This is a genomic window from Nocardioides aquiterrae (genome assembly GCF_039526625.1).
Lineage (GTDB): Bacteria > Actinomycetota > Actinomycetes > Propionibacteriales > Nocardioidaceae > Nocardioides > Nocardioides aquiterrae.
Genome location: NZ_BAAAJE010000006.1, coordinates 218,940 through 240,789, shown reverse-complemented (window position 1 = coordinate 240,789; position 21,850 = coordinate 218,940). Strand labels below are relative to the sequence as shown.

Annotated in this window: 24 protein-coding genes; 9 read left to right on the top strand and 15 right to left on the bottom strand. The window is 72.6% G+C overall.

Features of this window, described 5'->3' with window-relative positions; genetic code table 11:
• The first annotated feature begins 22 nt into the window (after positions 1 to 22).
• Both ABD086_RS07845 and ABD086_RS07840 read left to right on the top strand, forming a co-directional pair.
• Positions 23 to 604, top strand: coding sequence for a glucose-6-phosphate isomerase family protein (locus tag ABD086_RS07845; RefSeq protein WP_343906928.1), 582 nt, complete (start codon positions 23 to 25; stop codon positions 602 to 604).
• Positions 601 to 1,545: a phosphoglycerate dehydrogenase gene (locus tag ABD086_RS07840; protein ID WP_343906927.1), complete on the top strand. Its 945-nt coding sequence runs from the start codon at positions 601 to 603 to the stop codon at positions 1,543 to 1,545. The genes ABD086_RS07845 and ABD086_RS07840 overlap by 4 nt, the downstream gene beginning before the upstream one ends.
• A gap of 257 nt (positions 1,546 to 1,802) precedes the next feature.
• Here the strand turns inward: ABD086_RS07840 and ABD086_RS07835 are convergent, their stop codons facing one another.
• The 7 genes from ABD086_RS07835 to ABD086_RS07805 form a co-directional block, all read right to left on the bottom strand.
• Positions 1,803 to 2,681: a DUF3626 domain-containing protein gene (locus tag ABD086_RS07835; RefSeq protein WP_343906926.1), complete on the bottom strand. Its 879-nt coding sequence runs from the start codon at positions 2,679 to 2,681 to the stop codon at positions 1,803 to 1,805.
• 134 nt (positions 2,682 to 2,815) lie between these two features.
• Positions 2,816 to 4,498 (bottom strand): phosphoenolpyruvate--protein phosphotransferase, encoded by a 1,683-nt coding sequence (ptsP, locus tag ABD086_RS07830; protein WP_343906925.1) that lies wholly within the window; start codon positions 4,496 to 4,498, stop codon positions 2,816 to 2,818.
• Positions 4,495 to 4,773 carry an HPr family phosphocarrier protein gene (locus ABD086_RS07825; RefSeq protein ID WP_343906924.1) on the bottom strand — a complete coding sequence of 93 codons (279 nt, stop codon included), beginning with the start codon at positions 4,771 to 4,773 and terminating at the stop codon, positions 4,495 to 4,497. Before ABD086_RS07825 ends, ptsP begins: the two co-directional genes overlap by 4 nt.
• The gene (locus ABD086_RS07820) at positions 4,770 to 5,981 is read right to left on the bottom strand and encodes an alanine racemase (protein ID WP_343906923.1); all 1,212 of its coding nucleotides are present in this window, start codon (positions 5,979 to 5,981) and stop codon (positions 4,770 to 4,772) included. Before ABD086_RS07820 ends, ABD086_RS07825 begins: the two co-directional genes overlap by 4 nt.
• The gene (locus ABD086_RS07815; protein ID WP_343906922.1) at positions 5,966 to 7,150 is read right to left on the bottom strand and encodes a phosphopentomutase; all 1,185 of its coding nucleotides are present in this window, start codon (positions 7,148 to 7,150) and stop codon (positions 5,966 to 5,968) included. Before ABD086_RS07815 ends, ABD086_RS07820 begins: the two co-directional genes overlap by 16 nt.
• Positions 7,151 to 7,164: 14 nt before the next feature.
• Positions 7,165 to 7,596, bottom strand: a complete 432-nt coding sequence (locus ABD086_RS07810) for a PRD domain-containing protein (protein WP_343906921.1) — start codon at positions 7,594 to 7,596, stop codon at positions 7,165 to 7,167.
• 4 nt (positions 7,597 to 7,600) lie between these two features.
• The gene (locus tag ABD086_RS07805) at positions 7,601 to 7,993 is read right to left on the bottom strand and encodes a DUF2620 family protein (protein ID WP_343906920.1); all 393 of its coding nucleotides are present in this window, start codon (positions 7,991 to 7,993) and stop codon (positions 7,601 to 7,603) included.
• Positions 7,994 to 8,119: 126 nt separating this feature from the next.
• On the opposite strand from ABD086_RS07805, the gene ABD086_RS07800 reads away from it, so the two are divergent.
• Entirely contained in the window at positions 8,120 to 8,932 is an 813-nt protein-coding gene (locus ABD086_RS07800; RefSeq protein WP_343906919.1) for a GntR family transcriptional regulator, read from the top strand.
• 14 nt (positions 8,933 to 8,946) lie between these two features.
• Here ABD086_RS07800 and ABD086_RS07795 read toward each other — a convergent pair whose 3' ends face one another.
• Positions 8,947 to 9,879, bottom strand: coding sequence for a shikimate dehydrogenase family protein (locus tag ABD086_RS07795; RefSeq protein WP_343906918.1), 933 nt, complete (start codon positions 9,877 to 9,879; stop codon positions 8,947 to 8,949).
• A 50-nt stretch (positions 9,880 to 9,929) separates the two neighbouring features.
• Here ABD086_RS07795 and ABD086_RS07790 point away from each other — a divergent pair, with 50 nt between their 5' ends.
• On the top strand, positions 9,930 to 10,871 hold the full coding sequence (locus tag ABD086_RS07790; RefSeq protein ID WP_343906917.1) for a phosphotriesterase family protein: 942 nt from the start codon (positions 9,930 to 9,932) through the stop codon (positions 10,869 to 10,871).
• 52 nt (positions 10,872 to 10,923) lie between these two features.
• Here the strand turns inward: ABD086_RS07790 and ABD086_RS07785 are convergent, their stop codons facing one another.
• The 7 genes from ABD086_RS07785 to ABD086_RS07755 form a co-directional block, all read right to left on the bottom strand.
• Positions 10,924 to 11,382: a hypothetical protein gene (locus ABD086_RS07785; protein WP_343906916.1), complete on the bottom strand. Its 459-nt coding sequence runs from the start codon at positions 11,380 to 11,382 to the stop codon at positions 10,924 to 10,926.
• A complete protein-coding gene (locus ABD086_RS07780) occupies positions 11,379 to 13,007 on the bottom strand; it encodes a GMC family oxidoreductase (protein WP_343906915.1) in 1,629 nt (542 codons plus the stop codon). The genes ABD086_RS07785 and ABD086_RS07780 overlap by 4 nt, the downstream gene beginning before the upstream one ends.
• 41 nt (positions 13,008 to 13,048) lie before the next feature.
• Complete coding sequence (locus ABD086_RS07775) at positions 13,049 to 13,987, bottom strand: electron transfer flavoprotein subunit alpha/FixB family protein (protein ID WP_343906914.1); 939 nt, start codon at positions 13,985 to 13,987, stop codon at positions 13,049 to 13,051.
• Entirely contained in the window at positions 13,987 to 14,727 is a 741-nt protein-coding gene (locus ABD086_RS07770; protein ID WP_343906913.1) for an electron transfer flavoprotein subunit beta/FixA family protein, read from the bottom strand. Before ABD086_RS07770 ends, ABD086_RS07775 begins: the two co-directional genes overlap by 1 nt.
• A 295-nt stretch (positions 14,728 to 15,022) precedes the next feature.
• A complete protein-coding gene (locus ABD086_RS07765) occupies positions 15,023 to 15,649 on the bottom strand; it encodes a bifunctional 4-hydroxy-2-oxoglutarate aldolase/2-dehydro-3-deoxy-phosphogluconate aldolase (protein WP_343906912.1) in 627 nt (208 codons plus the stop codon).
• Positions 15,649 to 16,389, bottom strand: coding sequence for an IclR family transcriptional regulator (locus ABD086_RS07760; protein WP_343906911.1), 741 nt, complete (start codon positions 16,387 to 16,389; stop codon positions 15,649 to 15,651). The genes ABD086_RS07765 and ABD086_RS07760 overlap by 1 nt, the downstream gene beginning before the upstream one ends.
• The gene (locus ABD086_RS07755; RefSeq protein WP_343906910.1) at positions 16,386 to 17,354 is read right to left on the bottom strand and encodes a sugar kinase; all 969 of its coding nucleotides are present in this window, start codon (positions 17,352 to 17,354) and stop codon (positions 16,386 to 16,388) included. Before ABD086_RS07755 ends, ABD086_RS07760 begins: the two co-directional genes overlap by 4 nt.
• A gap of 194 nt (positions 17,355 to 17,548) precedes the next feature.
• Here ABD086_RS07755 and ABD086_RS07750 point away from each other — a divergent pair, with 194 nt between their 5' ends.
• From ABD086_RS07750 to ABD086_RS07730, 5 genes are read left to right on the top strand one after another with little or no spacing between them, the layout of a single operon-like run.
• Positions 17,549 to 17,857 carry an NIPSNAP family protein gene (locus ABD086_RS07750; protein ID WP_343906909.1) on the top strand — a complete coding sequence of 103 codons (309 nt, stop codon included), beginning with the start codon at positions 17,549 to 17,551 and terminating at the stop codon, positions 17,855 to 17,857.
• Positions 17,858 to 17,865: 8 nt separating this feature from the next.
• Positions 17,866 to 18,846 carry an aldo/keto reductase gene (locus ABD086_RS07745; RefSeq protein ID WP_343906908.1) on the top strand — a complete coding sequence of 327 codons (981 nt, stop codon included), beginning with the start codon at positions 17,866 to 17,868 and terminating at the stop codon, positions 18,844 to 18,846.
• Positions 18,843 to 20,489, top strand: coding sequence for an AMP-binding protein (locus ABD086_RS07740; RefSeq protein WP_343906907.1), 1,647 nt, complete (start codon positions 18,843 to 18,845; stop codon positions 20,487 to 20,489). The genes ABD086_RS07745 and ABD086_RS07740 overlap by 4 nt, the downstream gene beginning before the upstream one ends.
• Positions 20,486 to 20,914: a MaoC family dehydratase gene (locus ABD086_RS07735; RefSeq protein ID WP_343906906.1), complete on the top strand. Its 429-nt coding sequence runs from the start codon at positions 20,486 to 20,488 to the stop codon at positions 20,912 to 20,914. Before ABD086_RS07740 ends, ABD086_RS07735 begins: the two co-directional genes overlap by 4 nt.
• Positions 20,915 to 20,916: 2 nt before the next feature.
• Entirely contained in the window at positions 20,917 to 21,828 is a 912-nt protein-coding gene (locus tag ABD086_RS07730) for a cyclase family protein (RefSeq protein WP_343906905.1), read from the top strand.
• Positions 21,829 to 21,850 lie beyond the last annotated feature (22 nt).

Sequence of the window (21,850 nt, the reverse complement as noted above, 5' to 3'; positions counted from 1 at the left end):
CCCATCACCTCTGGAGACCAACATGACCACCGACCTGCCCGCCGACGTGATGGTGCCCTTCGCCGTCCACGTCGACTTCCAGTCCGGCGCCCTGACGCCGGACCCGGTCATCCTGCGACGCAGCCACGCGGACCTCGCGGGCTACTTCGTCAACGAGTCCGACGCGCCCGGCGAGGACGAGATGTACGCGGTGCACGAGATCCGCGTGCCCGCCACCAACAACAACCTGCTGTCCTCGACCACGGTCCTGCAGCCGGGCACGGTCGGCGGCGAGTACTTCATGACGAAGGGCCACTTCCACGCCACGCGGGACCGGGCGGAGATCTACCTGACCCTGTCGGGCCAGGGCCTGCTGGTGATGGCGCTCGAGGACGGCACGACCCAGACCAAGGAGATGCGCCCGGGCATCGTCAACTACGTCCCCGGGCACTGGGCGCACCGGTCGGTGAACACCGGCGACGTGCCCCTGGTCTTCTACGCCGTCTACATCGGCGACGCCGGCTACGACTACGCCACCATCGCCGACCAGGGCTTCCCGGTGATCGTCGTCGAGGGCGAGGACGGCCCGGAGGTCGTGCCGAACCCGAGGTACACCGGCCGGTGACCACCATCGCGGTGACGCCCCGGGGCTTCCGGCAGACCCCGGGGCGGCATCACGACCTGCTGGCGGCCCTCGGGTGCGAGGTGCGCTACCCCACCCAGGAGCGGCCGCTGACCGCCGCCGAGCTGCGTGAGCTGCTGCACGGGTGCGACGGCGCGATCCTCGGCGTCGACGACGCGTCGGCGGAGGCCCTGGTCGGCAGCGGCATGAAGGTGCTGGTCCGGTTCGGCATCGGCCTGGACAGCGTCGACCTCGACGCCGCCGAGGCGGAGGGCATCCGGGTGAGCCGGACGCTCGGGGCCACGACCACGTCGGTGGCCGAGCTCGCCGTCGGCCTGATGCTGGCCGCGGCCCGGGGCATCCCGGCCCTGGACCGGTCGATCCGGTCGGGGTCCTGGTCGCGACCCGCCGCGCTGGAGCTGTCCGGCCGGACGCTGGGCCTGGTGGGCATCGGCCGGATCGGCCACGAGGTCGCCGTCCGGGCCCGGGCCCTCGGCATGGCGGTGATCGGCCACGACCCGGTGGCCGCGCCTCCGGACATCGAGATGGTGGGCTTCGACGAGCTGATCGAGCGCGCCGACGTCATCTCGCTCCACGCCCCGCTGACCGACACGACCCGGCATCTCTTCGACGCCGGGGTCCTGGCCCGGATGCGGCCCGCGAGCATCCTGGTCAACACCGCACGGGGCGGCATCGTCGACGAGGCGGCGCTGGCCGTCGCCCTCCGCGAGGGTCCCCTGCACGCGGCCGCGCTCGACAGCTTCGAGGAGGAGCCGCTCGGCCCCGACAGCCCGCTGCGCGACCTGCCGAACGTCATCCTGACCCCGCATGCCGGGGCCTCCACGGTCGAGGCCGTCGAGCGCGCCGGCGTGCTCGCCGTCGAGGAGCTGGTCCGCGGTCTCGACGGGGCGCCGCTCCTCTTCGAGGTCCGGCCCGCGGGCTGAGCGCTGACGCGCGGGCGGAGCCTCGCGCACACTCGGGACATGACCGCCGTGCCGGTGGCTGCGCCATCCCGCGCGATGGTGCGCAGCGCCGGCTGCTCGCCGCGTTCGACCGGACACTGAGCTGACCGAGGGCTGGTTCTCGGCTGGCGGATCGAGGCCGGCGGTGGGCCGGCCGCCGGCCGCCGGCCGCCGGAGTGGGCCCACTGGATCAGCGCGTCCCGAGGTGGGTCAGGACGCCCAGTGTTGCGGCGGGTCGCTCACCCTTCGGTCGGGCTCCCGAACCGGGCGACGTGGTGCCAGACCTTCTTCAGGTCCTGGGGGTCCTCGTCGCCGGCGCCCGCTGCCCGGCCGATGATGGCGGCGTCGAGCACGCCGTCTCGGGCGACGCGGCGACCGACCTCGACGATGTGCGGCCCACGGAACTGCGGGTGGGCGGCGAGGGTCTCCACCGGGAGCAGTCGACCCTCGTGCCACTCCAGCAGCACGCCGAGCGACCCGGCCTGGTCCTCGATGGGCGTGCCTCGGAAACAGGGGTCGAGCACCACGGCCTCGACGTCGACGGCCAGGTCGACCGTGCCGTGCACGTGGGCCTCGATGTAGTCGTCCAGGAGCCCGCCCTCGGTCGCCTCGACGCCGTCGGACAGCTCTCGAGCATCGAACTGCTCGACGAGGGGGAACAAGTCGAAGCGGGCGGCGGTCGCCATCGCGGACGGCTGGAACACCGAGTCGGGGAAGCAGAAGGTGCTGCGCGCGAGCACGGCTTCGGTGAGTCGTAGCTGCGCCGACCCGAACCTGGGCGCGGCGCCGATACACCGGCGGCGATGGTTGAGCGCCCCGTACTTCGGCCGCTCCGCGGCCGGGGCGTCGTCGTACGCGTGCCCGAAGATGCGCTGTTCCCACCGCCACCGTGCACCGCCGGGATGGGCGGTGAGTCCGCCGTTGCTGGTGCCGGTCTCGAACTGCGAGCGGTAGACGCCGTCGCGCGCCAGCCGCTCCAGCACCGTGTCACCGGCCGACAGACGGTCGGGGTGGAAGTTCAGGGTCACGCGCAGTGAGCGGTCCAGCGGTGGGCCGGACGCGGCGCGGGTCACGTGCTCGACCGCACGTTCCGCCCAGGCGCTCGCCCCGCTCGTCACGGTCCACATGGTGCCAAGCAGTGCTCGTCTCGAGCTCCACCACGACGCGACGCGCCGAAGCTCGGGTGCTCGGCCCCCGCTGATGACGAGGACAGCACCCCCGACTCCGAAGAGCCGGGGTGCTGCCGACCAGGTCAGCGCATCCCGAGCTGGGCCAGGATGTCCAGCGCCGCGTCGACCTCGGACCGCCGGCGGGCGCGCAGGACCGCCGCGACCCCCTCGGCCGTGGCGGCCGCGGTGAGCTCGCGCACGGCGCTCTTGACCTCGGGCACCAGGGGCCCCGAGACGCTGAGCTGGTGGTAGCCGAGGCCGACGAGCAGCGCGAGGGCCCGCGGCTCACCGGCGAGCTCCCCGCAGATGCTGACCGGCGTCGCGCCGGCACCCGAGCGGATCTGGTGCAGGGTCCGCAGGACCGCCGGGTGGAACTCGTCGTAGAGGTAGTCCAGCCCGGTGTTGCCGCGGTCCGCCGCGAGCACGTACGCCGTGAGGTCGTTGGTGCCGACGCTGAGGAAGTCCACCTCCTCGGCGAGCTCGGGGGCGATCGTCGCGGCGCTGGGCACCTCGACCATCGTCCCGAAGCCGAACGCCGCGTCCGGGGCGTGCTCCGCCAGGAGCGCGCGGACCTGGTCGAGCTCCTCGAGCCCCGAGACCATCGGCACCATCACCTTGATCCCGGGGAAGGCCGCCGCCGTCCGGGCCAGCGCCCGCAGCTGGGCGACGAACAGGTCCTCGTTGGCAAGCGTGAGACGGACCCCGCGCACCCCGAGGAACGGGTTCGCCTCGGCCTCGACGTGCAGGCCGGGGACGGGCTTGTCGCCCCCGATGTCGAGGGTCCGGAAGGTGACCGGGCGGCCCTGGGCGGCCTCGGCGATCGCGGCGTAGTGGGCGGCCTGCTCGTCCTCGTCCGGCGGGGTGGCCGCCTGCATGAAGACGAACTCGGTGCGGAAGAGTCCGATCCCGTCGGCGCCCCACGCGACCGCACGCTCGACGTCGGCGAGGCTGCCGGCGTTCGCCAGCACCTGGACGGCGACGCCGTCCCGCGTGCTGACCGGGTCGACGACGACCTCCCGTGCGGCGCGCGCGGCGGTCGACGCCCGCGCCCGGTCGGCTTCGTCCTCGCCCGGGCGGATCGTGCAGGTGCCGCGGTCGCCGTCGACGAGCACGAGGTCGCCCGACGACACCGCGTCGAGGAGACCCTTCGCACCCACGACGGCGGGGATGCCCAGCTGACGCGCGATGATCGCCGCGTGCGCCGTGCGGGAGCCCACCTCGGTCACGATCCCCCGCACGACCTCGAGGTCGAGGTCGAGGGTGTCGGTCGGCGTGAGCTCGTAGGCGCCGATGATGACGTCGCGCGCGGCTCCCGCGGTCGGGACCTGCCGTCTGCGGTCGGTCAGGTGTCCGACCACGCGCTGGCCGACGTCGAGAATGTCGGCCGACCTCTCGGAGAGGTAGGGGTCGTCGAGGGCGGCGAGCATCGCGGCCACCTCCTGGCTGACCCGCCACACGGCGCCCTCGGCCGTGGCGCCCTCGTGGATCGCCTCCACGACGGGCTCGTGCCACTCCGGGTCGTCGAGCACCAGGAGCTGGGCCTCGATGATGGCGGCGTTCTCGGCGCCGATCCGCTCGCGCGCGGTCGCCGCGATCAGCTCGATGTCCTCGCGGCTGGCCTCGACCGCTGCGGTCAGGCGCGCCAGCGACTCCTCGACCGGGCGGGTGCTGGTCGCGGTGACGTCGATCTCCGCGGCCGCCTGCTCGATCAGCGCGAGCGGGCCGATCGCGCAGCCGCCGGACGCGGCGATTCCCTGGAGGATCATGACGACGCCGCGTCCTGCACCTCGTTCTCGAGGCGGGCGGCGAGGTCCTCCACCGCGCTGTCCTCGTCCTCGCCGTCGGCCTCGACCACCACCACGGTTCCGTGGGCGATGCCGAGCTTGAGCACCGACAGCAGGCTCTTGCAGTTCGCGGTCGCGTCACCCACGCGGATCACCAGGTCGGACTGGTAGCCGCGCGCGGCGCTGACGAACTCCGCAGCCGGTCGGGCGTGCAGGCCGAGCGGGTCGGCGATGGTCACAGTACGGGTCGCGGTCACGACGCGGTCCTTCCCTCGTCGCCGACGGGGAGGAGGTCCTTCCCGAGGCGGAATCCGGTGCTGGTGAAGATGCCCTCGACGGCCGGCTCGGAGCCGATCCCGCTGACGACGGCGACGAAGCACTTGCTGACGAACGCCTGGGCACGGAACGCGTACACCACCGTGCTCCCGACCCGGAGCGACCTCGGGTCGTCCAGGCGCAGCGTCCCGTAGTAGTCGATCGCCTCGGCCGGGTCCAGCTCGACGCGGGTCTCGACCGGCTCGGCGCCCGCCCGGTCGTAGACCAGGGCGGTGTTCGCCCGCGACCGGGGGTAGAGCCCACCGGCGATGGAATAGGCGGCGTCGGCCGTCGTGTGCGAGATCTCCGACACGTAGATCATCGCGGGCAGCTCGGGCTCGTCGGAGACGGCGTGCAGGGGCGTCTGCCCGGTCAGCACGCTGCCCGGCTCCACGTGGGTGGCGCCGGCGGCGGCCTTCATCGGGAACGTCGCCGAGCAGCAGGCGCTCGGCGTGTTGCGCACCGGCGCGTCGACGCCCGCGGCGTTGATCGCCTCCGAGGCGGCCCGCAGCGTCTCGAGGTTCTGGGTCGGACCGAAGGCGCGCTTCGCCTCGTCCCACAAGATCGCGGGGAAGCTGGTGACGCCCCGCAGCCGCACCCCGGGCAGGGCGTCGATCCGGGTGGCGACGTCCACGACCTCGTCGAGCGGCACCCCGCCGCGCTGGCCCGGGTAGAACGTGTCGCCCGGCTCGGCCACGCGCAGGGTCAGGTCCTGGACCCGGCCGCGCTCCTCCATGACCTTGCTGATCCGGGCGGCCTGGTCGTAGCCGAAGACCGTCAGGAAGTCCGACTCCATGTCGGCGGCCAGCCCGAGCTCGTGCTCGGGGACCTGGACCAGGTGTCCGACGTGGCCCATCCGCAGCCCGTGGGCGTGCAGCAGCCGTGCCTCCTCGAAGTCCACGGCCACCACCTTCTCGATGCCGGCGTCGGCGACTGCTCGGGCGACGAGCGGGTTGCGGCCGAACTGCTTGGTCATCTGGTACGGCGTCAGCCCGTGGGAGGCGGCCGCCGCAGCGACGATCCCGGCGTTGCGGGCCACGGTGTCGAGGTCGATCACGTAGCAGTTGGACGGAATGCGGCCCGCCTGGTGCAGCTCCACCGCCGCCTCGATGAGGCGCGGGTTGCGGCGTCGGGTCACGTCGATGAACACAAGATCTCCTTTGCGAACGAGTCGCCGGACTCTGGCGCTTCCACGCCGAGGAGCTCGGCCACGGTTGCGCCGACGTCGGCGAGGGACGAGCGGGTGCCGAGGTCCACGGCGGCGAACGACTCCCCGTAGGCCAGCAGCGGGACGTGCTCCCGGGTGTGCCGGCTGCTGCCCGAGGTGGGGTCGTTGCCGTGGTCGGCGGTGATGAACAGGAAGTCCTCGGGACCGAGGCGGTCGATCAGGTCAGGGAGCCCGGCGTCGACCAGCTGCAGGACGGACAGGTAGCGGTCGCGGTCCTGCTCGTGGCCCGCGAGGTCGGTCTCCTGGACGTTGGCCACGATCAGCCCGCGCTCCATCGTCTCGAGGTGACGCACCGCCGCCCCGAGCACCTCCGCGGTGGGGACGAGGTTCTCCCGGACGGCGCCCTCGCACCGGACGACGTCGGCGGCCTTGCCGAGCAGCACGACCTCGCCGCCCGCGTCGGCCACCCGGGTGGGCAGCTGCTGCTCGGCGGGGAAGTCGAGGCCGAGGTGGCGCACCTGGTAGTGCTCGTTGTAGACGCCGAGCCCGGGGGTGTCCACGCCGATCTGGCCCTCGCCGCGGTCGACGATGTGGGCCCGGATGTCGTCCACGTCGTAGCCGCGGCTGCCGACCACGATCACGCGCGACACGTTGACCGCCCGGCGCACGGCGAAGCCGATCTCGCTCAGCGCGTCGAAGTCGATGTCGTCCAGCGAGGCGGTGACGTTGATGTTGAGCCGCGCCCGCGCCTCCATGTTGTCGTGGACGACGGCGACCCCGTCGACCAGCAGCATCGACTGCCCGTCGACGAGCGGCTCGACGCGGTACCCGGCGGCGACCAGGGCGTCACGCACCGTGTCGCCGACGTCCTCCATCAGCTTGAGCTCCACGCGGGACAGCAGTCCGCCCATCAGCTCCTGGTGGCCGAGGTAGGTGTCGGCGCCCGGGTGCATGGGCGCGAGCCGCCCATGGGCGCCGCGCAGCGGCTGTTCGTCGACGGCGTCGGGCGCCAGCCGGTGCAGCCCCAGCGACGCGAGGGTCGGCAGGGCGAGCGGACCGTCGCCGGCCACGTGTCGGAGCGTATGGCGGTCGGCCTCGGCGGGCGGGCAGTCCGGGGTGGCCCCGACGCCGAAGCCGTCGAGGACGACCACTACTGCGCGACCCTTCACCCGTCCTGCCCGGTCCGCTCGGCCTGCACGTCGACGATGCCGCACAGGTGCAGGGTCATGTAACTGATCTCGGGCTCGGGAACCGCCCGCTCCAGCACCGGGGCGCAGTCGCGCATCACTCGGGACACCGCCTCGCGCTCGCGGACGCGGTCCGCGATCTCCTCCTCGGTCACCGCGGAGATCTCGACCGCGGGGTCCCCGCGGTTGATCCGGGTCAGGGCGATGGCCAGGTGGGTGACGAACTGCGCCGAGTCGTCCTCGGTGAAGCGCACGCCCAGGTCGGTCGCCAGGTCCGCGAGCGCCATCTCGGTGAGCCGGCGCGCCAGCTTGCTGACCTGACCGGACTCCTCGAGCATGTCGAGGCGGTCGGAGAACTCCTCGGCGATCTGGGCCTGCACCGGACCGTCGGCAGTGAGATCGTTCGTCATCGGATCACTCGCCCCGCGCGTCGCGGTGGGCGAGGATCTCCTTGATGATCAAGGGGATCGCGGTCGTGGTCTGCTCGTAGGCGAAACCGAACGCGATGCGCCCCTCCCCCACCATCGTGCGGACCCGCTCCTCGGTGACGACCATGCCGGGGGTACCGACGATCCCGACCTGCTTGGCGCCGAGGATCGCCGTCGCCGCGGCGAGCGCCCCGCCGCCGCCCGACCAGCAGGTGCCGATGTAGTAGTCGGCCTGGCCCTTCTTGACCAGGCGGGCGCCCTGCATGTCGCCGAGGGCCGCCGCCTCGACGCGCCCGCCGCCGGCGTCCTGCGCGATCTTGGCCATGGTGGGGGCGTCGACGCCGGCGGCGACGACACGGATGGGACGGGGCTCGTTCATCGGAGACCTTTCGTGGGGTGCTGGATGTGCTGGTGCGACGCGTTCAGTGACGCCGACTGTCGCAAGGACGGGGCGAGGGGCTCGGCCCGGGCTGTGTGGCGCTCGTCATCCCGTCATCACCTCATCATGGGTGATAGCGTCCGGATCGTGGAACAAGGCGGGATAGAGCGGGACGCGCGACTGCCCTACTACGAGCAGCTCAAGCAACTGATCCTGCGCGAGATCGCCCAGAACGGCCTGGAGCCCGGGCACCTGCTGCCGTCGGAGACCGAGATGTGCGCCCGGTACGGCGTGTCGCGCACCGTGGTCCGCCAGGCCGTCGGCGAGCTGGTCACGGAGGGCGTCCTGCACCGGATGCGCGGCAAGGGGACCTTCGTCGCGCGGCCCAAGCTCTCCGAACAGTTCATGGAGAGCACGGTCGGCTTCTTCGAGGACATGACCAGTCATGGGCACTCGGTGTCCAGCACGGTGCTCTCCATCGACCGGGTCGAGGTCGCGGGCCGCATCCGGGAGCTGATGGGCACCGACGCGGGCGCGTACTGCCTGGAGATCGTCCGCCAGCGAGCCGTCAACGACGAGGTCGTCGCCTTCACGAAGTCCTACGTCAACCGCGACGACCTCCAGCTGCTCGAGCACCTGCGGGCGGCGGACCTGTCGAAGGGCTCGCTCTACCGCATCCTCGAGGACTCGTTCGGGCTGCGCATCGAGAGCGGGCACCGCTCCATCGAGGCGACGACCGCCTCCGGCATGATGGCCGGGCTGCTCGGCGTCGGCCCCGGCGACCCGCTCCTGTACGTCGAGTCGGTGGGTCGCGACGCCATCGGCGGCGTCATCGAGTGCTTCCGCGCCTGGCACCGGGCCGACCGGATGCGCGTCGAGATGGACGTGGTGCGCGACAAGCGTCCGGGCGGAGCGCTGCTCGCCCAGGCCCGCGTCTGAGCAGGTCGGCGCGGTCACGGCGCCGTCCCCGCGACCCTGCGACCGGTCACCTCGGAGGCCACGGCGGCCAGCTCGGCGAAGCGCGTGGTGTGCATCGGCACGTCGAAGACCTCCGCGATCACCTCGGTCCAGCCGTGCAGGAAGTATCGCCAACCATCGGCGACGGTCAGGCCGCGGTCCCACTCCTGCGCCCGAGCCTGCCGGAGGAAGTCGAGGTCCCCGCGGTAGTTCATGTCCCACGCGACCGCGCCGCGCGGGAACACCGCCGCATCGCTGATCGGCGAGCCCGGCGAGTCCTTGCCCATGCCGGTCGCGTTGACGATCAGGGAGCCGGGCGCGGCGGAGGTCACCACCTGGTCGGTGTCCGACGTGCCGGCGGTGCGGCACAGCTCCACCTCGGCCCGGGGCGTCAGCCGCGACAGGACCTGGTTGGCGAGCTCGAGCCGCTCGGGGTCACGGTCGGTCAGCACGAACCGTCCCGGCTGGTGCTCCTCACCGAGCACGGCGACCAGCAGCGCCAGTCCCGCGCCGCCCGCGCCGAGACAGACGACGTCGCTCGCGCCGTCGCGCCACGGCTCCGGACCCAGCAGCTGGGTGTAGGCCTGACGCGAGGTGATCGGATCCTTGGCCCAGCCCAGCATCCGCCCGTCGCGGAGCACGATGCACGAGACCTCGTGGCACAGCCGCGCGGCCTCGTCGAGCTCGTCGAACCACGCGCCGGCGGCATCGTGGACCGCGGCCTTGTGGGTGGTGACCAGGGCGCCGGCGGCCTGCGGGTCGGAGCGCACCGCGGCGACGGCGTCGCGCACGTCGGCGAGCGGAGCGTGCAGCGGCAGGTCCACCCCCCGCATCTCGGCATCGAGACCCAGCACCTCGGCCCAGGCCGGGAAGATCTTCATGATGCTCGACTGGGTCGTGGAGACACCGACGAAGTAGAGGCGACGCACCCGAACCTCCTTCTCTGACGTCATCTTGTTATGACGTTATGATATCCATCATGCCCGGTCAACCGTTCGTCCGCACCGTCCTCGGCGATGTCTCCCCCGACGCCCTCGGTCTCACCCTGTGCCACGAGCACCTGGTCACCGCCCCGGCGCCCCGCCTGCGCGACGGCGACGACCTGCTGCTCGACGATCCGGACCGCGCGACCGCCGAGCTCGCGATCTTCCGCCAGGCGGGCGGCGGCGCCCTGATCGAGCTGACGGTCGCCGAGTTCGGCCGGGACGCCCCGGCACTGCAGCGCGTCTCCGAAGCCAGCGGCGTGCACGTCGTGTGCACCACCGGCCACGTGTCGGTGGACTACTGGGACGGCGTGATCGACGTCCCGGCGATGTCCGTCGACGAGCTGGTCGACGAGATGACCACGGACCTGACCGAGGGCGTGGACGGCACCACCGTCCGTGCCGGGATCATCAAGGCGGGCAGCTCCCGCGACGAGGTCACCGACGCCGAGCGCCGGGTGCTGACCGCCGCCGGACGCGCGCAGCAGCTGACCGGCTCGCCGATCACGACGCACACGACCGCGGGCACGATGGCACCGGAGCAGGCGCGGATCCTCCTGGCGGCCGGCGCGGACCCCCGGCGCACCTGCCTCGGCCACCTGGACCGCCGGCTGGTGTACGCCGAGCTGCGTGCGCTCGCGCGCGACGGCTTCCGGCTCGGCTTCGACTGCATCTCCAAGGACTGGTACGAGCCGGACGCCAAGCGCGTGGAGACGATCGCCCGGCTCGTCGACGACGGCCTGGGCGAGCACGTGGTGCTCTCGGGCGATCTCGCCCGGCGCAGCTCCTGGGTGTCGTGGGGCGGCGGCCCCGGCTACAGCTACATCCCGTGGCGGTTCGTGCCGTGGCTGCGGCGCGGCGGCGTCCCGGACGACGCCATCCACCTGCTCACGGTCGCCAACCCGGCCCGGCTGCTCACCTGGGCACCCCCCGCCTGAGCCCGGACGCGCGTGAGCCCCGGCCGCACGGGCGGCCGGGGCTCGACGTCGTTCAGGCCGGGGTGGGGCGGTAGATCGGGCCGCGGGCGACGACCACGTCGAGGATCCCGTCCTCGAGGTAGGACTCGGCCTCGTCGGGCAGCGCGGCGTTCTTCATCGGCGCCGGACCCGGGTAGCCCAGCTCCCGCCGGATCCGCGGGTTGATCAGGTAGGCACCGGCCACCGCCATCGCGAACGACCCGAACAGCGCCGGGTCCTCGGCCTGCAGCCGCTCGACCACCTCGGCCGGGTCACCCTCCAGCGCCAGCACCGCGCGCACCGCACCGTCGAGGTCGGCACGCACCGCCATCGCCCGGTCGATCCACTGCGTGTGCACCTCCGCGCCGCTGGCCGAGGGCAGCCCCGCCCCGCCGGCGATCAGCCGGTCCGCCAGCAGCGCCAGCCGCTCCCGCTCCTGCGGGGTCAACGCCGGCGCAGCGGCCGGCTGGATGGTCACGTTGGTGATGCTCATGCCGTCGACACCTCCTGCTCACGCCGGTTCTCCACCAGGTACGTCGCCGTGCGCTTGGCGAGCGCGCAGATCGTCGCCGTCGGGTTCACCCCGGTGGCGGTGGGGAACTGGCTGCCGTCGATCACGTACAGGTTCGGCACGTCGTGCGTGCGTCCCCACCGGTTCACCACCGAGGTCGCCGGGTCGTCGCCCATCTTCGCCGTGCCCATGTTGTGCCACGACGGGTTGTTCCGGTTGGTGATCCAGGCCTTCGTCGCACCCGCGGCCTCGTGGGCCTCCAGGCTGCGCTGCAGGTTCCAGTCGACGAGCCGGCGGGTGTTCTCACCCGTGACGTAGGCGACCTTCGCGGCCGGGAGGCCGTCGGAGTCGGTCATGCTGTCGTCGAGCGTGATCCGGTTGTGCTCCTCCGGCAGGTCGTCGGGCATGATCATCCACTCGATCATGTGTCCGACCGACGACTTCATCCGCTCGGTGAACGACTCGCCCCAGAACGGCTCGTCGGCCACTCCGCCCTCGCCCAGCGTGAACCGGTTGATCATGCCGAGCGGGCGGCCGGCGTTCGGGATGATGTGCCACTTGCTGCCGCGCACGAACCCGCGCGAGGCGTCGGTCTCGTAGAACTGCATCGACTCGATGGCCTCGCCGGTGGGGCCGACCCAGTCCTCGAGGTCGTCCTCGTAGAGCCCGACCGACGTCCCGAACGGGTGGGTCATGAAGCGCTTGCCGACCAGCCCGGAGCTGTTCGCGAGGCCGTCGGGGTGCTGCGAGGAGGCCGACATGAGCAGCAGCCGGGGGGTGCCGATGCCGTTCGCGCCGATCAGGACCAGCTTGGCGGGCTGGAACTTCTCCTGCCCGTCCTGGAAGTACACCGCCCCGTTGGCCAGGCCGTTCTCGTCCAGGGTGATCCGGGCGACCCGGGCGCCGGTGACGACCCGGGCGCCGTGCGCCAGGGCGTCCGGGAAGAGCGCGACGTCGGTCGAGCCCTTCGCGCCCTGCGGGCAGCCGTACATGCACACGCCGTACCGCTCGCACCGCTTCTGGTGGCGGTGGTCCTGGGAGGCGATGGAGTTGTAGCCGGGCCACCAGTGCCAGCCGAGCCGGTTCATGCCCTCCGCCATCACGCGGCCCGACATGTTGATCGGGAGGCTCGGGAGCGGCGGGTCGTAGCCCGGGGGGTACGCCGGGTTGCCACCCTTGCCGGAGATGCCGAGCTCGAACTCGACCTGCCGGTAGAAGGGCTCGAGCTCCTCGTAGGTCAGCGGCCAGTCGTCGGCCACGCCATCGAGGGTGCGGACCCGGAAGTCCGACGGCTTCGCGCGGCACCAGCAGCTCGCGTACAGCACCGTGCTGCCGCCGACCCCGTTGAACATGCCGATCACCGCGCTCGAGTCCTCGAGGTTGATCGGATAGTCCTCGGGGCGCTGGCGGACGTTGGGGTTCGGGTGCCACGGCCCGGCGCCGAGCAGCTCGTACTCCGGTCGCAGTCCCGGCAGGTCGCTCTGGTTGACCCAGTCTCCCTGCTCGAGGACGACGACGCCGAAGCCGTTCTCGGCGAGGTGCTTGGCCGCGACCCCGCCCGAGGCGCCGGCGCCGATGATGAGGACGTCCGCCACGTCTGTGCTCACGAGTTCTCCCTTGGTCCCGCGTTCGATCGATCCTGGTGCTGCTAGAGGAGCGCCTTGAGCTGCTCGGCGACCTCGTGGATGTCGGCGACCGCGCCGACGTCGGCGTACCCGAAGATCGGCGCGTCCGCGTTGGTGTTGACCGCGACGATCGTCTTGCTGGTCTGCATGCCGGCGAGGTGGTGCAGGGCACCGGAGATGCCGAGCGCGATGTAGACCTTCGGCTTGACCGTGACGCCGGTCTGGCCGACCTGGTGGACGGCCGGCAGCCAGCCGGCGTCGACCACCGGCCGCGACGCGGCCAGGGCGGCGCCCATCCGCTCGGCGATGTCGGCGAACGCGGCGATGTTCTCCTCCCCGCCCACTCCTCGGCCCACGGCCAGGATCACGTCGGAGGTGGTGAGGTCGACCCCGCCCGCGGGGCGGCGGACCTCGCCGAGCCGGACCCGCGACGGGGTCGGCGCGACGTCGAGCGCCCGCGTCGCCGGAGCGCCGCCGGGCTCGGCCGGAGTCCAGGCGCCGGCGCGGACGAGCGCCAGCACCGGCCGGTCGGACGGGAAGGAGTACTGCGCCCGGACCCGGCCGTCGTAGATGGACCGCTCGGCGGACAGGCCCTCGCCGGACGCGCCGAGCGCGACCACGTCGGGGGTGTAGGCGAGGTCGAGCCGCTCGGCGACGGCGGCGGCCCAGGCGGTCGAGCGGATGGTGAACGGCGCGAGCACGACCTGCGGCGCGACCTCGGCGACGAGCGCCTCGACGACCTGCATCATCTGGTCGTGGTCGCGGTCGTTCCCCGGCACGGTGACGGTGACGATCTCGGTGACGCCGGCGAGAGCCACCTGGTCGGCGAGCGCCGCGGCGTCGGAGCCGGCGACCGCCACGACGACCTCGTCACCGAGACCGGCAGCGGCCGAGACGGCCTCCGCGGTCAACGGCGACAGGGCCCCGTCGATGATCTCGGCCACCACGAGCGAGCGGGTCATCACTGCACCTCACGAACGATGGTCAGGATGCGGGCGGCCACCTCGGCGGGGCCGCCTTGCACCATCTGCACGGTCCGACCACCGGCGTGGTCGGCGGACATCTGGGTGAGAACCACCCGAGCGGCCGGCAGATCGACCGGCGTCAGCACCGGGATCTCGGCCTTCTTGGCACGCATCTTGTCCTTGAAGGTGCCGTAGCGCGGCTCGTTGGCACCCACCTGGACGCTCACGACCGCGGGCAGGTCGACCTCGACCTCGTCGGACACACCACCCTCGAACTCGCGCCGGGCGGTCAGCGTGCGGCCACCGAGGGCCAGCGACCTGGCCACGGACACCGCGGGCACGCCCCAGACCGCGGCGAGCGCGGGAGCGGCCGACTGGCTGCCGGTGTCGGACGCCTGGACGCCGGTGAGGACGAGGTCCGGCTGCTCGGCGGCGACCGCCTGTCCCAGGGCCGCGGCGAGCGTGCGCGTGTCGGCGAGCAGCACGGACGCGACGTCGACCCGGACCGCCCGGTGGGCGCCCATGGTCAGCCCCGCGCGGAGCGCCTCCTCGGCCTCGTCCCCGCCGGCGCTCACGACGACGACCTCGCCGTCGCCCGCGGCCTCGACCAGGGCGAGCGCCTCCTCGACGGCGTTCTGGTCCGCCTCGTTGAGGCTGGTCGTCACGAACGCCTCGTCGACGGCGGTGCCGTCGGCGGTGAACTCGAGGTACGCCGAGACCTCCAGCGCCTGGGTCACACAGACCAGCACCTTCACGAGACCGCCACCACCCGTTCCATCGTCATTGCATAATATGCAGTGCTTACGCGCATATTGCAGACTCTATGTGGTGTCCGTCGCACCGTCAAGGCACATCATGACGTCATCACGTCGAGTCGCATGCCGCGCCTCGGATGCCGGAAGGCGCAGCCGCTCCGACCGGGTCGCCCAGGAGTCGCCCAGGAGTCGCCCAGGAGTCGCCCAGGGTCGAACCGGCGTCGCGAGCGGCACCGGACCGGCACCGGACCGAGGTCGGACCCGGGTCCGACCGGGCTCAGGGCGAGGCCAGCCGCTGCCGGCTGAGGTCGGCGAGCTCGTGCAGCTCGGCGACGGCTCCGGCGGGGTCGGCGCTGCGCAGCACGTCGACGATCGAGCCGCCGAAGCCCACGCCGACCGCCCCGGCGCGCAGGTACTCGGCCGCGTTGTCCAGGCCGATGCCGCCGACGGCCACGACGCCGACCCCGGGGAACGGGCCCCGCAGCGCGGGGAGCCAGCCGGAGCCGACCACCGACGCGGGGAACAGCTTGACCGTGCGCGCGCCGTGCCGCACCGCGGTCCCCACGTCGGACGGCGTCAGCACGCCGGGCAGCGGGATCGCACCCGCGCGGGCCGCCACGTCGACGACGTCCGGGTTCACCCCGGGGGAGATGACCACGGTCGCCCCGAGGTCGAGCGCCCGGCGGGCGTCCTCGGGCATCAGCACGGTCCCGGCGCCGAACAGCCGGCCGTCGGCAATCTCGGCCACGGCGGCCAGCGACGCCCAGCCGGCCTCGCCCTGGACCGGCACCTCGACCAGGTCCATGCCCGCCGCCCAGCACTCCTCGGCGTGGTCTCGCGAACGCTGGGGCTCGAAGCCCCGCAGGATCGAGACGGTCCGCAGCGGGACCTCAGCCGCCGCCATCACTGCCACCCCAGCTGCCGCGAGGTCTCGCGCGTGGCCTCGACCAGCGCCGGGGCGAACCCGAGCAGGGTGGCGCGGTCCACGCGGGAGGCCGGGGCGGTGACGCTGAAGGCGCCGACCACCCGGCCCTCTCCGGAGAACACCGGAGCGGAGATGCAGTGGATGCCGGGCTCGTTCTCCTCGGCGTCCAGCGCGTACCCGCGCTCCCGGCTCAGGGCCAGGTCGGCTTCCAGCGCCGCCCGGTCGGTGATCGTGGCGTCGGTCATCCTGGTGAGCTCGTAGTGGTCGAGCAGCTCATCGCGCTCGTCCTGCGGCAGGAAGGCGATGATGCCCTTGGCGACCCCGGTGCAGTGCAGGGGGGCGACCGCGCCGATGCGCGAGTGCATCCGCACGGGGTGACTGGCCTCCACCTTCTCGACGTAGAGCACGGTGCCGTCCTCCAGCGAGCCGAGGTGCACGGTCTCGCCGGTCGCCTCGCGCAGGGTCTCCATCGCCGGTCGTGCGATCGTGCGCAGCTCGATGCCCTCCAGCGCCTGGTAGCCCAGCCGGAACATCGTCGGGCCGAGTCGGTAGCTGTGGTCGGGCAGCTCCTGGACGAACCCGTGCTTGCGCAAGGTGTGCAGGAAGCGGAGCGCCGTGGAGTGGTGGACGTCGAGCCTCGCGGCGATGTCGCCGATGCGTCGCGGCCGCTCCCCCACGAACTCGAGCACCTGCAGCGCGCGGTCGAGAGTCTGACTCATGCTCGTCCTCCGATGGTCTCCGGGAGAGACTCCTCCGTGGTGCGGGCCAGCTCGACGAGCTCGGCGTCGTCGACGTCGGGGCCGATGTCTCCAGCGACGCCGATCGCCCGAGACGCGACCAGGTGGCCCAACCGGAGTCTGCCACGGACCGACCATCCCCAGGACCGGGCAACGAGGTACCCCGCCGCGAACGCGTCGCCGGCTCCGGTGAGGTCGACGACCTCGACGGTCCGGGCGGGCTCGGCGGCGACCACCCCGTCCGTGGCGAGCAGCAGCGCGGCACCACCACCGGCCTTCAGGACGACCTCGTCGCCCGCCTTCCGCACCAGCGCGGCCGCCACCTCGGCGGGATCGTCGGTGCCCAGCAGCGAGCGCGCCTCGTCGTCGCCGATGAACACCAGGTCGGCGGCCTCGGCGAGGGGCAGCAGACACGCGGCCGCCTCGGTCGGCCCGGACCACAGCTGGGCCCGGTAGTTGACGTCGAAGCTGGTGCGCCCGAGGCCTCGCCGCCGACGCAGGAGCGTCTCGAGGAGCTGCCGGTCCTCGGGCGAGAGCGCGGCCGTGACCCCGGTGAGGTGCAGGTGGTCGGTGTCCTCCACCAGGGCGAGGTCGAGGAGGTCGAGGCGGCGGGCGGCGCTGGTGTTGCGGTAGTACCGCATCCGCGTGTTGAACGGCCGCACCTCCTTGACGCAGGCCGCGGTCGGCCGGGACGGGTCCCAGTCGACGACGACGTCGACGCCGTGGTCGGCGACGAAGTCGCGGACGAAGGTGCCCAGCTCGTCCTCGCCGAGGCGGGACAGCCAGCGAGCGGGGAGGCCGAGCCGCGCCGCGGCGATCGCCACGTTGCTCTCGGCACCCGCGGCGGTCAGGCGGTAGCTGTGGGCGGGACCCGCCGGGTCGTGGATGAAGACCGCCATGGTCTCGCCGATCGTCACCAGCCGGTTCATCGAGGCCAGCGCGCTCACGTTCCCTCCTTGTCCGGGGCCCGTTCGCAGGGCGGCGCGCCGACGGAAGCCTGCCGGCCCGACGCGCCTTGACGGGCTCCGCACCCGAAAGATACGCTCAAATTGCGTACTGTGCAACGTTCCTGCATATGTTGCACCACCCCGAGACGCCCGCGACACGGCGGGCATCCGCCCCCGACCCGGAAGGAAACGACGTGGTCTTCCAGCTGCGGACCTACCAGATCAAGCCCGGAGTGATGGACGAGTGGCTCGAGCTCTTCCACGGGGCCGTGGTGCCCCTGCACGAGAAGTATGGCCTCCCCGTGCGCACCGCCTGGGTCGATCGGGAGACCAACACGTTCACCTGGGTCCGGGAGCTGACCGGAGAGGGCACGGCCGAGGAGCAGGAGGCCGCGTACCGCGCGACCGAGGAGCGCGAGCGGCTGGTGGGCGACCGCCCCAAGGCCTTCATCGAGTCGATGAACGTGCGCGAGGTCGAGCGCGCGTTCCCCGCGGAGGGGTGAGCGACCCGATGGAGACCCGCAAGCTCGGTCCGGAGCTCGAGGTCGGCGCCGTCGGCCTGGGGTGCATGTCGATGTCCGGTACCTACGGCACGGACTTCGACGACGCAGAGTCCCGCAGCACGCTGCACCGGGCCGTCGACCTCGGCGTGACGCTCTTCGACACCGCCGACGTGTACGGCCCCTTCGCCAACGAGGCCGTCGTCGGCCACGGCCTCGCGGCCGTTCGCGACCGCGTCGTGCTCTCCACCAAGTTCGGCTTCGTCCGGGACTCGACCGGCCGCAACCACGGGGTGTCCGGGCGGCCCGAGTACGTCCGGCAGTCCTGCGACCTGTCCCTGCAGCGCCTCGGGACCGACCACATCGACCTCTACTGGCAGCACCGCGTCGACCCGGACACCCCGATCGAGGAGACCGTCGGCGCCATGGCCGAGCTCGTGGCCGCCGGCAAGGTGCGCTACCTCGGCCTGTCGGAGGCCGGTCCCGACACGATCCGCGCGGCGCACGCCGTGCACCCCATCACCGCCGTCCAGAGCGAGTACTCGCTGCAGAGCCGCGACGTCGAGGCCGAGGTGCTGCCGGTGTGCCGCGAGCTCGGCATCGGCTTCGTGGCCTACAGCCCGCTGGGCCGCGGGCTGCTCACCGGCGCGATCACCTCGGCGGCCGACCTGCCCGAGGACGACTGGCGCCGAACCTCGCCGCGGTTCAACGGCGAGGCCCTCGACCACAACCTCGCGCTCGTCGACGCGTGCCGCGAGATCGCCGCCGAGCTGGACTGCACCCTGGCCCAGCTCGCGCTGGCGTGGGTCCTCGCGCGCGGGGAGGACGTCGTCCCGATCCCCGGCACCAAGCGGGTGCGCAACCTCGAGGCGAACGTCGCCGCCGCCGGGCTGCGGCTCACCCCCGAGCACGTGGCCCGCCTGGAGGAGATCGTGCCGCCCGACGCCGTCGCGGGCGAGCGGTACGCCGACATGTCGGCCGTGAACCTGTGACCGCCGGGTACGCGCCGGAGCCGGCGCTGGACGACCTGCTCCCCGACCTGCTCCGCCGGCGGGCGGGCGCCGACGGCGCGCGGGAGTTCGTCCGCGACGTCGACGGCCGGTCGATGACCTATGCCGCGGCCTACGCCCGGGCGTGCTCGGTCGCGAACGGCCTGATCGCCACCGGCGTCACGCGGGGCGAGTCGGTCGTGATCATGGCCGACAACGCCCCCGACTCGATCTGCACCTGGCTCGGGATCTCCCTGGCCGGGGCGGTGGAGGTCGCGATCAACACCGGGTACCGCGGCCACTCGCTCGAGCACGTCATGCAGAACTCCCAGGCCCGGGTGGCGTTCGTGGAGGCGCAGCTGCTCCCCCGGCTCGTCGAGATCCGGGAGTCCCTCAGCCACCTCACCACGGTCGTCGTGTACGGCGCCCCGGGCACCGCCGCCACCCTGGAGGTGCCCGGCTGCACGGTCGTCGACTTCGAGGACCTCCTCGGCGACGAGACCGACCCGCAGGTGCCGGTCGGTCCCCACGACATCGCCTCGGTCGTCTACACGTCGGGCACGACCGGGCCGGCCAAGGGCGTGATGATGCCCCACGGCCAGATCCGGCTCTTCTCCCGACTGGGCGTCGAAGGCGCCCGCATGGGGGCCGACGACGCGTTCTACTGCTTCATCCCGCTCTTCCACGTCGCGGGCAAGTTCATCGGGATCATGGGCTCGATGATGACCGGCGGTCGGGTGGTCCTGGACACCCGCTTCGCGGTGGAGGCGTTCCTGCCGCGAGCCCGCCAGCACGGCTGCACGATCGCCCTGCTGCACGGACCGCTGGTGGAGATGCTCTACCAGCTGCCGGAGTCGCCCGACGACGCCGACAACCCGATCACCCGGATCATGGCCTCGCCGTTCCCCGCCCACCTCGCCGTGGACTTCGAGCGGCGGTTCGGCATCAGGGGCATCGAGACCTGGGGCATGACCGAGGTCACCATCCCGATCTGGCAGCCGTTCGACGAGCCGCTGCGCCTGGGGTCCTGCGGGCGCCTGCGGGACGAGCACTTCGAGCTGCGCATCGTCGACCCCGACACCGACGAGGAGATGCCCCTCGGCCGGACCGGCGAGATGGTGCTGCGGCCCAAGCGGCCGTTCACCATGATGCAGGGCTACCTGCGGATGCCGGAGGTCACCCTCGAGACCTGGCGCAACCTGTGGTTCCACACCGGCGACCTCGGCTACCTCGGCGAGGACGGCTACGTCTACTTCGTCGACCGGGTCAAGGAGCGGATCCGGCGGCGCGCCGAGAACATCTCCTCGTTCGAGATCGAGATCGCCGGCGTGGCCCACCCCGGCGTCGCCGAGTGCGCGGCCGTCGGCGTCCCGTCGGAGTTCGACGGCGACGACGACGTCCTGCTGTGCGTCGTCCCGGTCCCGGGAAGCCGGCCCGACGAGTCCGAGCTGATCCGGCACCTCGCCGCCGAGCTCCCCCACTTCATGGTGCCGCGCTACCTGCGCTACCTCGAGGCGCTCCCCCGGACGCCGACCGGCAAGCCGCAGAAGGTCCAGCTGCGCGGGGAGGGTGTCACCGACGACACCTGGGACCGCAAGGCCGCCGGCATCTCTCTCCGCAGTGTCCTCCAGGAGGTCGAGCAGTGAAGGTCATCACCGTCGAGCAGGTCCAGGTCGGCGACCGCGAGGTCTGGACCCGGACGATCACCGACGCCGACGTCGTCATGTACGGCGGGCTCATCGGCGACCGCGGGCCGCTGCACCTCGACGAGGAGTTCGCCGCCTCCACCCGCTTCGGGGGCCGCATCGCCTACGGCATGCAGTGCGGCGGCTACATCGGCGCCACGCTCGCCCAGCTGCTGGGCGTCGGCAGCGCCTACGTCTCCCAGAACCTGCGCTTCCGCGGCCCGGTCCGCATCGGCGACCGGATCACCGTGGAGACCGTGGTCACCGGCAAGGACGAGGACCGGCGCCGCGTCTACGTCGACACGACGGTGTCCAAGAACGGCGGGGAGGTCGTCGTCGAGGGTGAGGCGGAGCTCGTCATGTTCCCCGTCGACTGGACGCCCTGACCGTGGACGCGACGACGTTCGACGCACTCTTCGAGCGGGTCAGCAACTGGGGACGGTGGGGCGCGAACGACCAGCGCGGCACCCTCAACCTGCTCGACGACGGCCGACGCCTCGAGGCGACCGCCGCCGCGCGCTCGGGTCAGGTCGTGAGCCTCGCCCACGACCTGGACACGGTGAGCGGGCCGGACAACGGCCGGCCGGCGCTGCACTACATGACGCAGCAGGCCGACGTCGGCGGAGGTGAGCCGCGCGTCAACACCGACTTCGTCGGCTTCGACTTCCACGGCAAGTCCGTGACCCACCTCGACGCGCTGTGCCACTGCAGCTTCCGCGGCCGCCTCTACAACGGCGTCGGATCAGCGGACTCCGTGGACAGCCGCGGCGGGCACTTCGGCACGGTCGACCAGCTCCGCGACGGCGTCGTGGCCCGCGGTGTCCTCATCGACCTGCCGCGCGCCGCCGGGGTCGGCTGGCTCGAGCCGGGCACGGCAGCGGGGCCCGACGACCTGGTCGCCGCGCTCGCCGCGCAAGGCACCGAGCGCCGACCGGGCGATGTCGTCCTGGTGCGCACCGGACACCGCCGCCGCCGAGCCGAGCTGGGGGCGTGGGACCCGTCCAACCTCAGCGCCGGCCTCGCCCCGGAGGCGATGGCGTGGCTGCATGCCACCGACACCGTCGTGCTCGGCAGTGACGGCGACAGCGACGCCCGGCCGAGCGGCGTCGACGGCGTCGAGAGCCCGATCCACGCGCTCGCCCTCACGGCGATGGGCATGCCGCTCATCGACAACCTGAACCTGGAGGACGCCGCCGTGGCGTGCTCCGCGGCCGGACGGTGGGACTTCCTCTTCGTCCTGGCGCCGCTCCGGATCCCCGGCGGGACCGGCTCACCGGTGAACCCGCTGGCGATCCTCTGATCACCCCGTCACTGCCCGCTAC

Coding starts and splice junctions, on each gene's coding strand:
- ABD086_RS07845 (WP_343906928.1), top strand. CDS start 23: ATGACCACCGACCTGCCCGCCGACGTGATGGTGCCCTTCGCCGTCCAC.
- ptsP (WP_343906925.1), bottom strand. CDS start 4,498: ATGATCCTCCAGGGAATCGCCGCGTCCGGCGGCTGCGCGATCGGCCCG.
- ABD086_RS07810 (WP_343906921.1), bottom strand. CDS start 7,596: ATGACGAACGATCTCACTGCCGACGGTCCGGTGCAGGCCCAGATCGCC.
- ABD086_RS07805 (WP_343906920.1), bottom strand. CDS start 7,993: ATGAACGAGCCCCGTCCCATCCGTGTCGTCGCCGCCGGCGTCGACGCC.
- ABD086_RS07800 (WP_343906919.1), top strand. CDS start 8,120: ATGGGTGATAGCGTCCGGATCGTGGAACAAGGCGGGATAGAGCGGGAC.
- ABD086_RS07790 (WP_343906917.1), top strand. CDS start 9,930: ATGCCCGGTCAACCGTTCGTCCGCACCGTCCTCGGCGATGTCTCCCCC.
- ABD086_RS07785 (WP_343906916.1), bottom strand. CDS start 11,382: ATGAGCATCACCAACGTGACCATCCAGCCGGCCGCTGCGCCGGCGTTG.
- ABD086_RS07775 (WP_343906914.1), bottom strand. CDS start 13,987: ATGACCCGCTCGCTCGTGGTGGCCGAGATCATCGACGGGGCCCTGTCG.
- ABD086_RS07765 (WP_343906912.1), bottom strand. CDS start 15,649: ATGGCGGCGGCTGAGGTCCCGCTGCGGACCGTCTCGATCCTGCGGGGC.
- ABD086_RS07760 (WP_343906911.1), bottom strand. CDS start 16,389: ATGAGTCAGACTCTCGACCGCGCGCTGCAGGTGCTCGAGTTCGTGGGG.
- ABD086_RS07745 (WP_343906908.1), top strand. CDS start 17,866: ATGGAGACCCGCAAGCTCGGTCCGGAGCTCGAGGTCGGCGCCGTCGGC.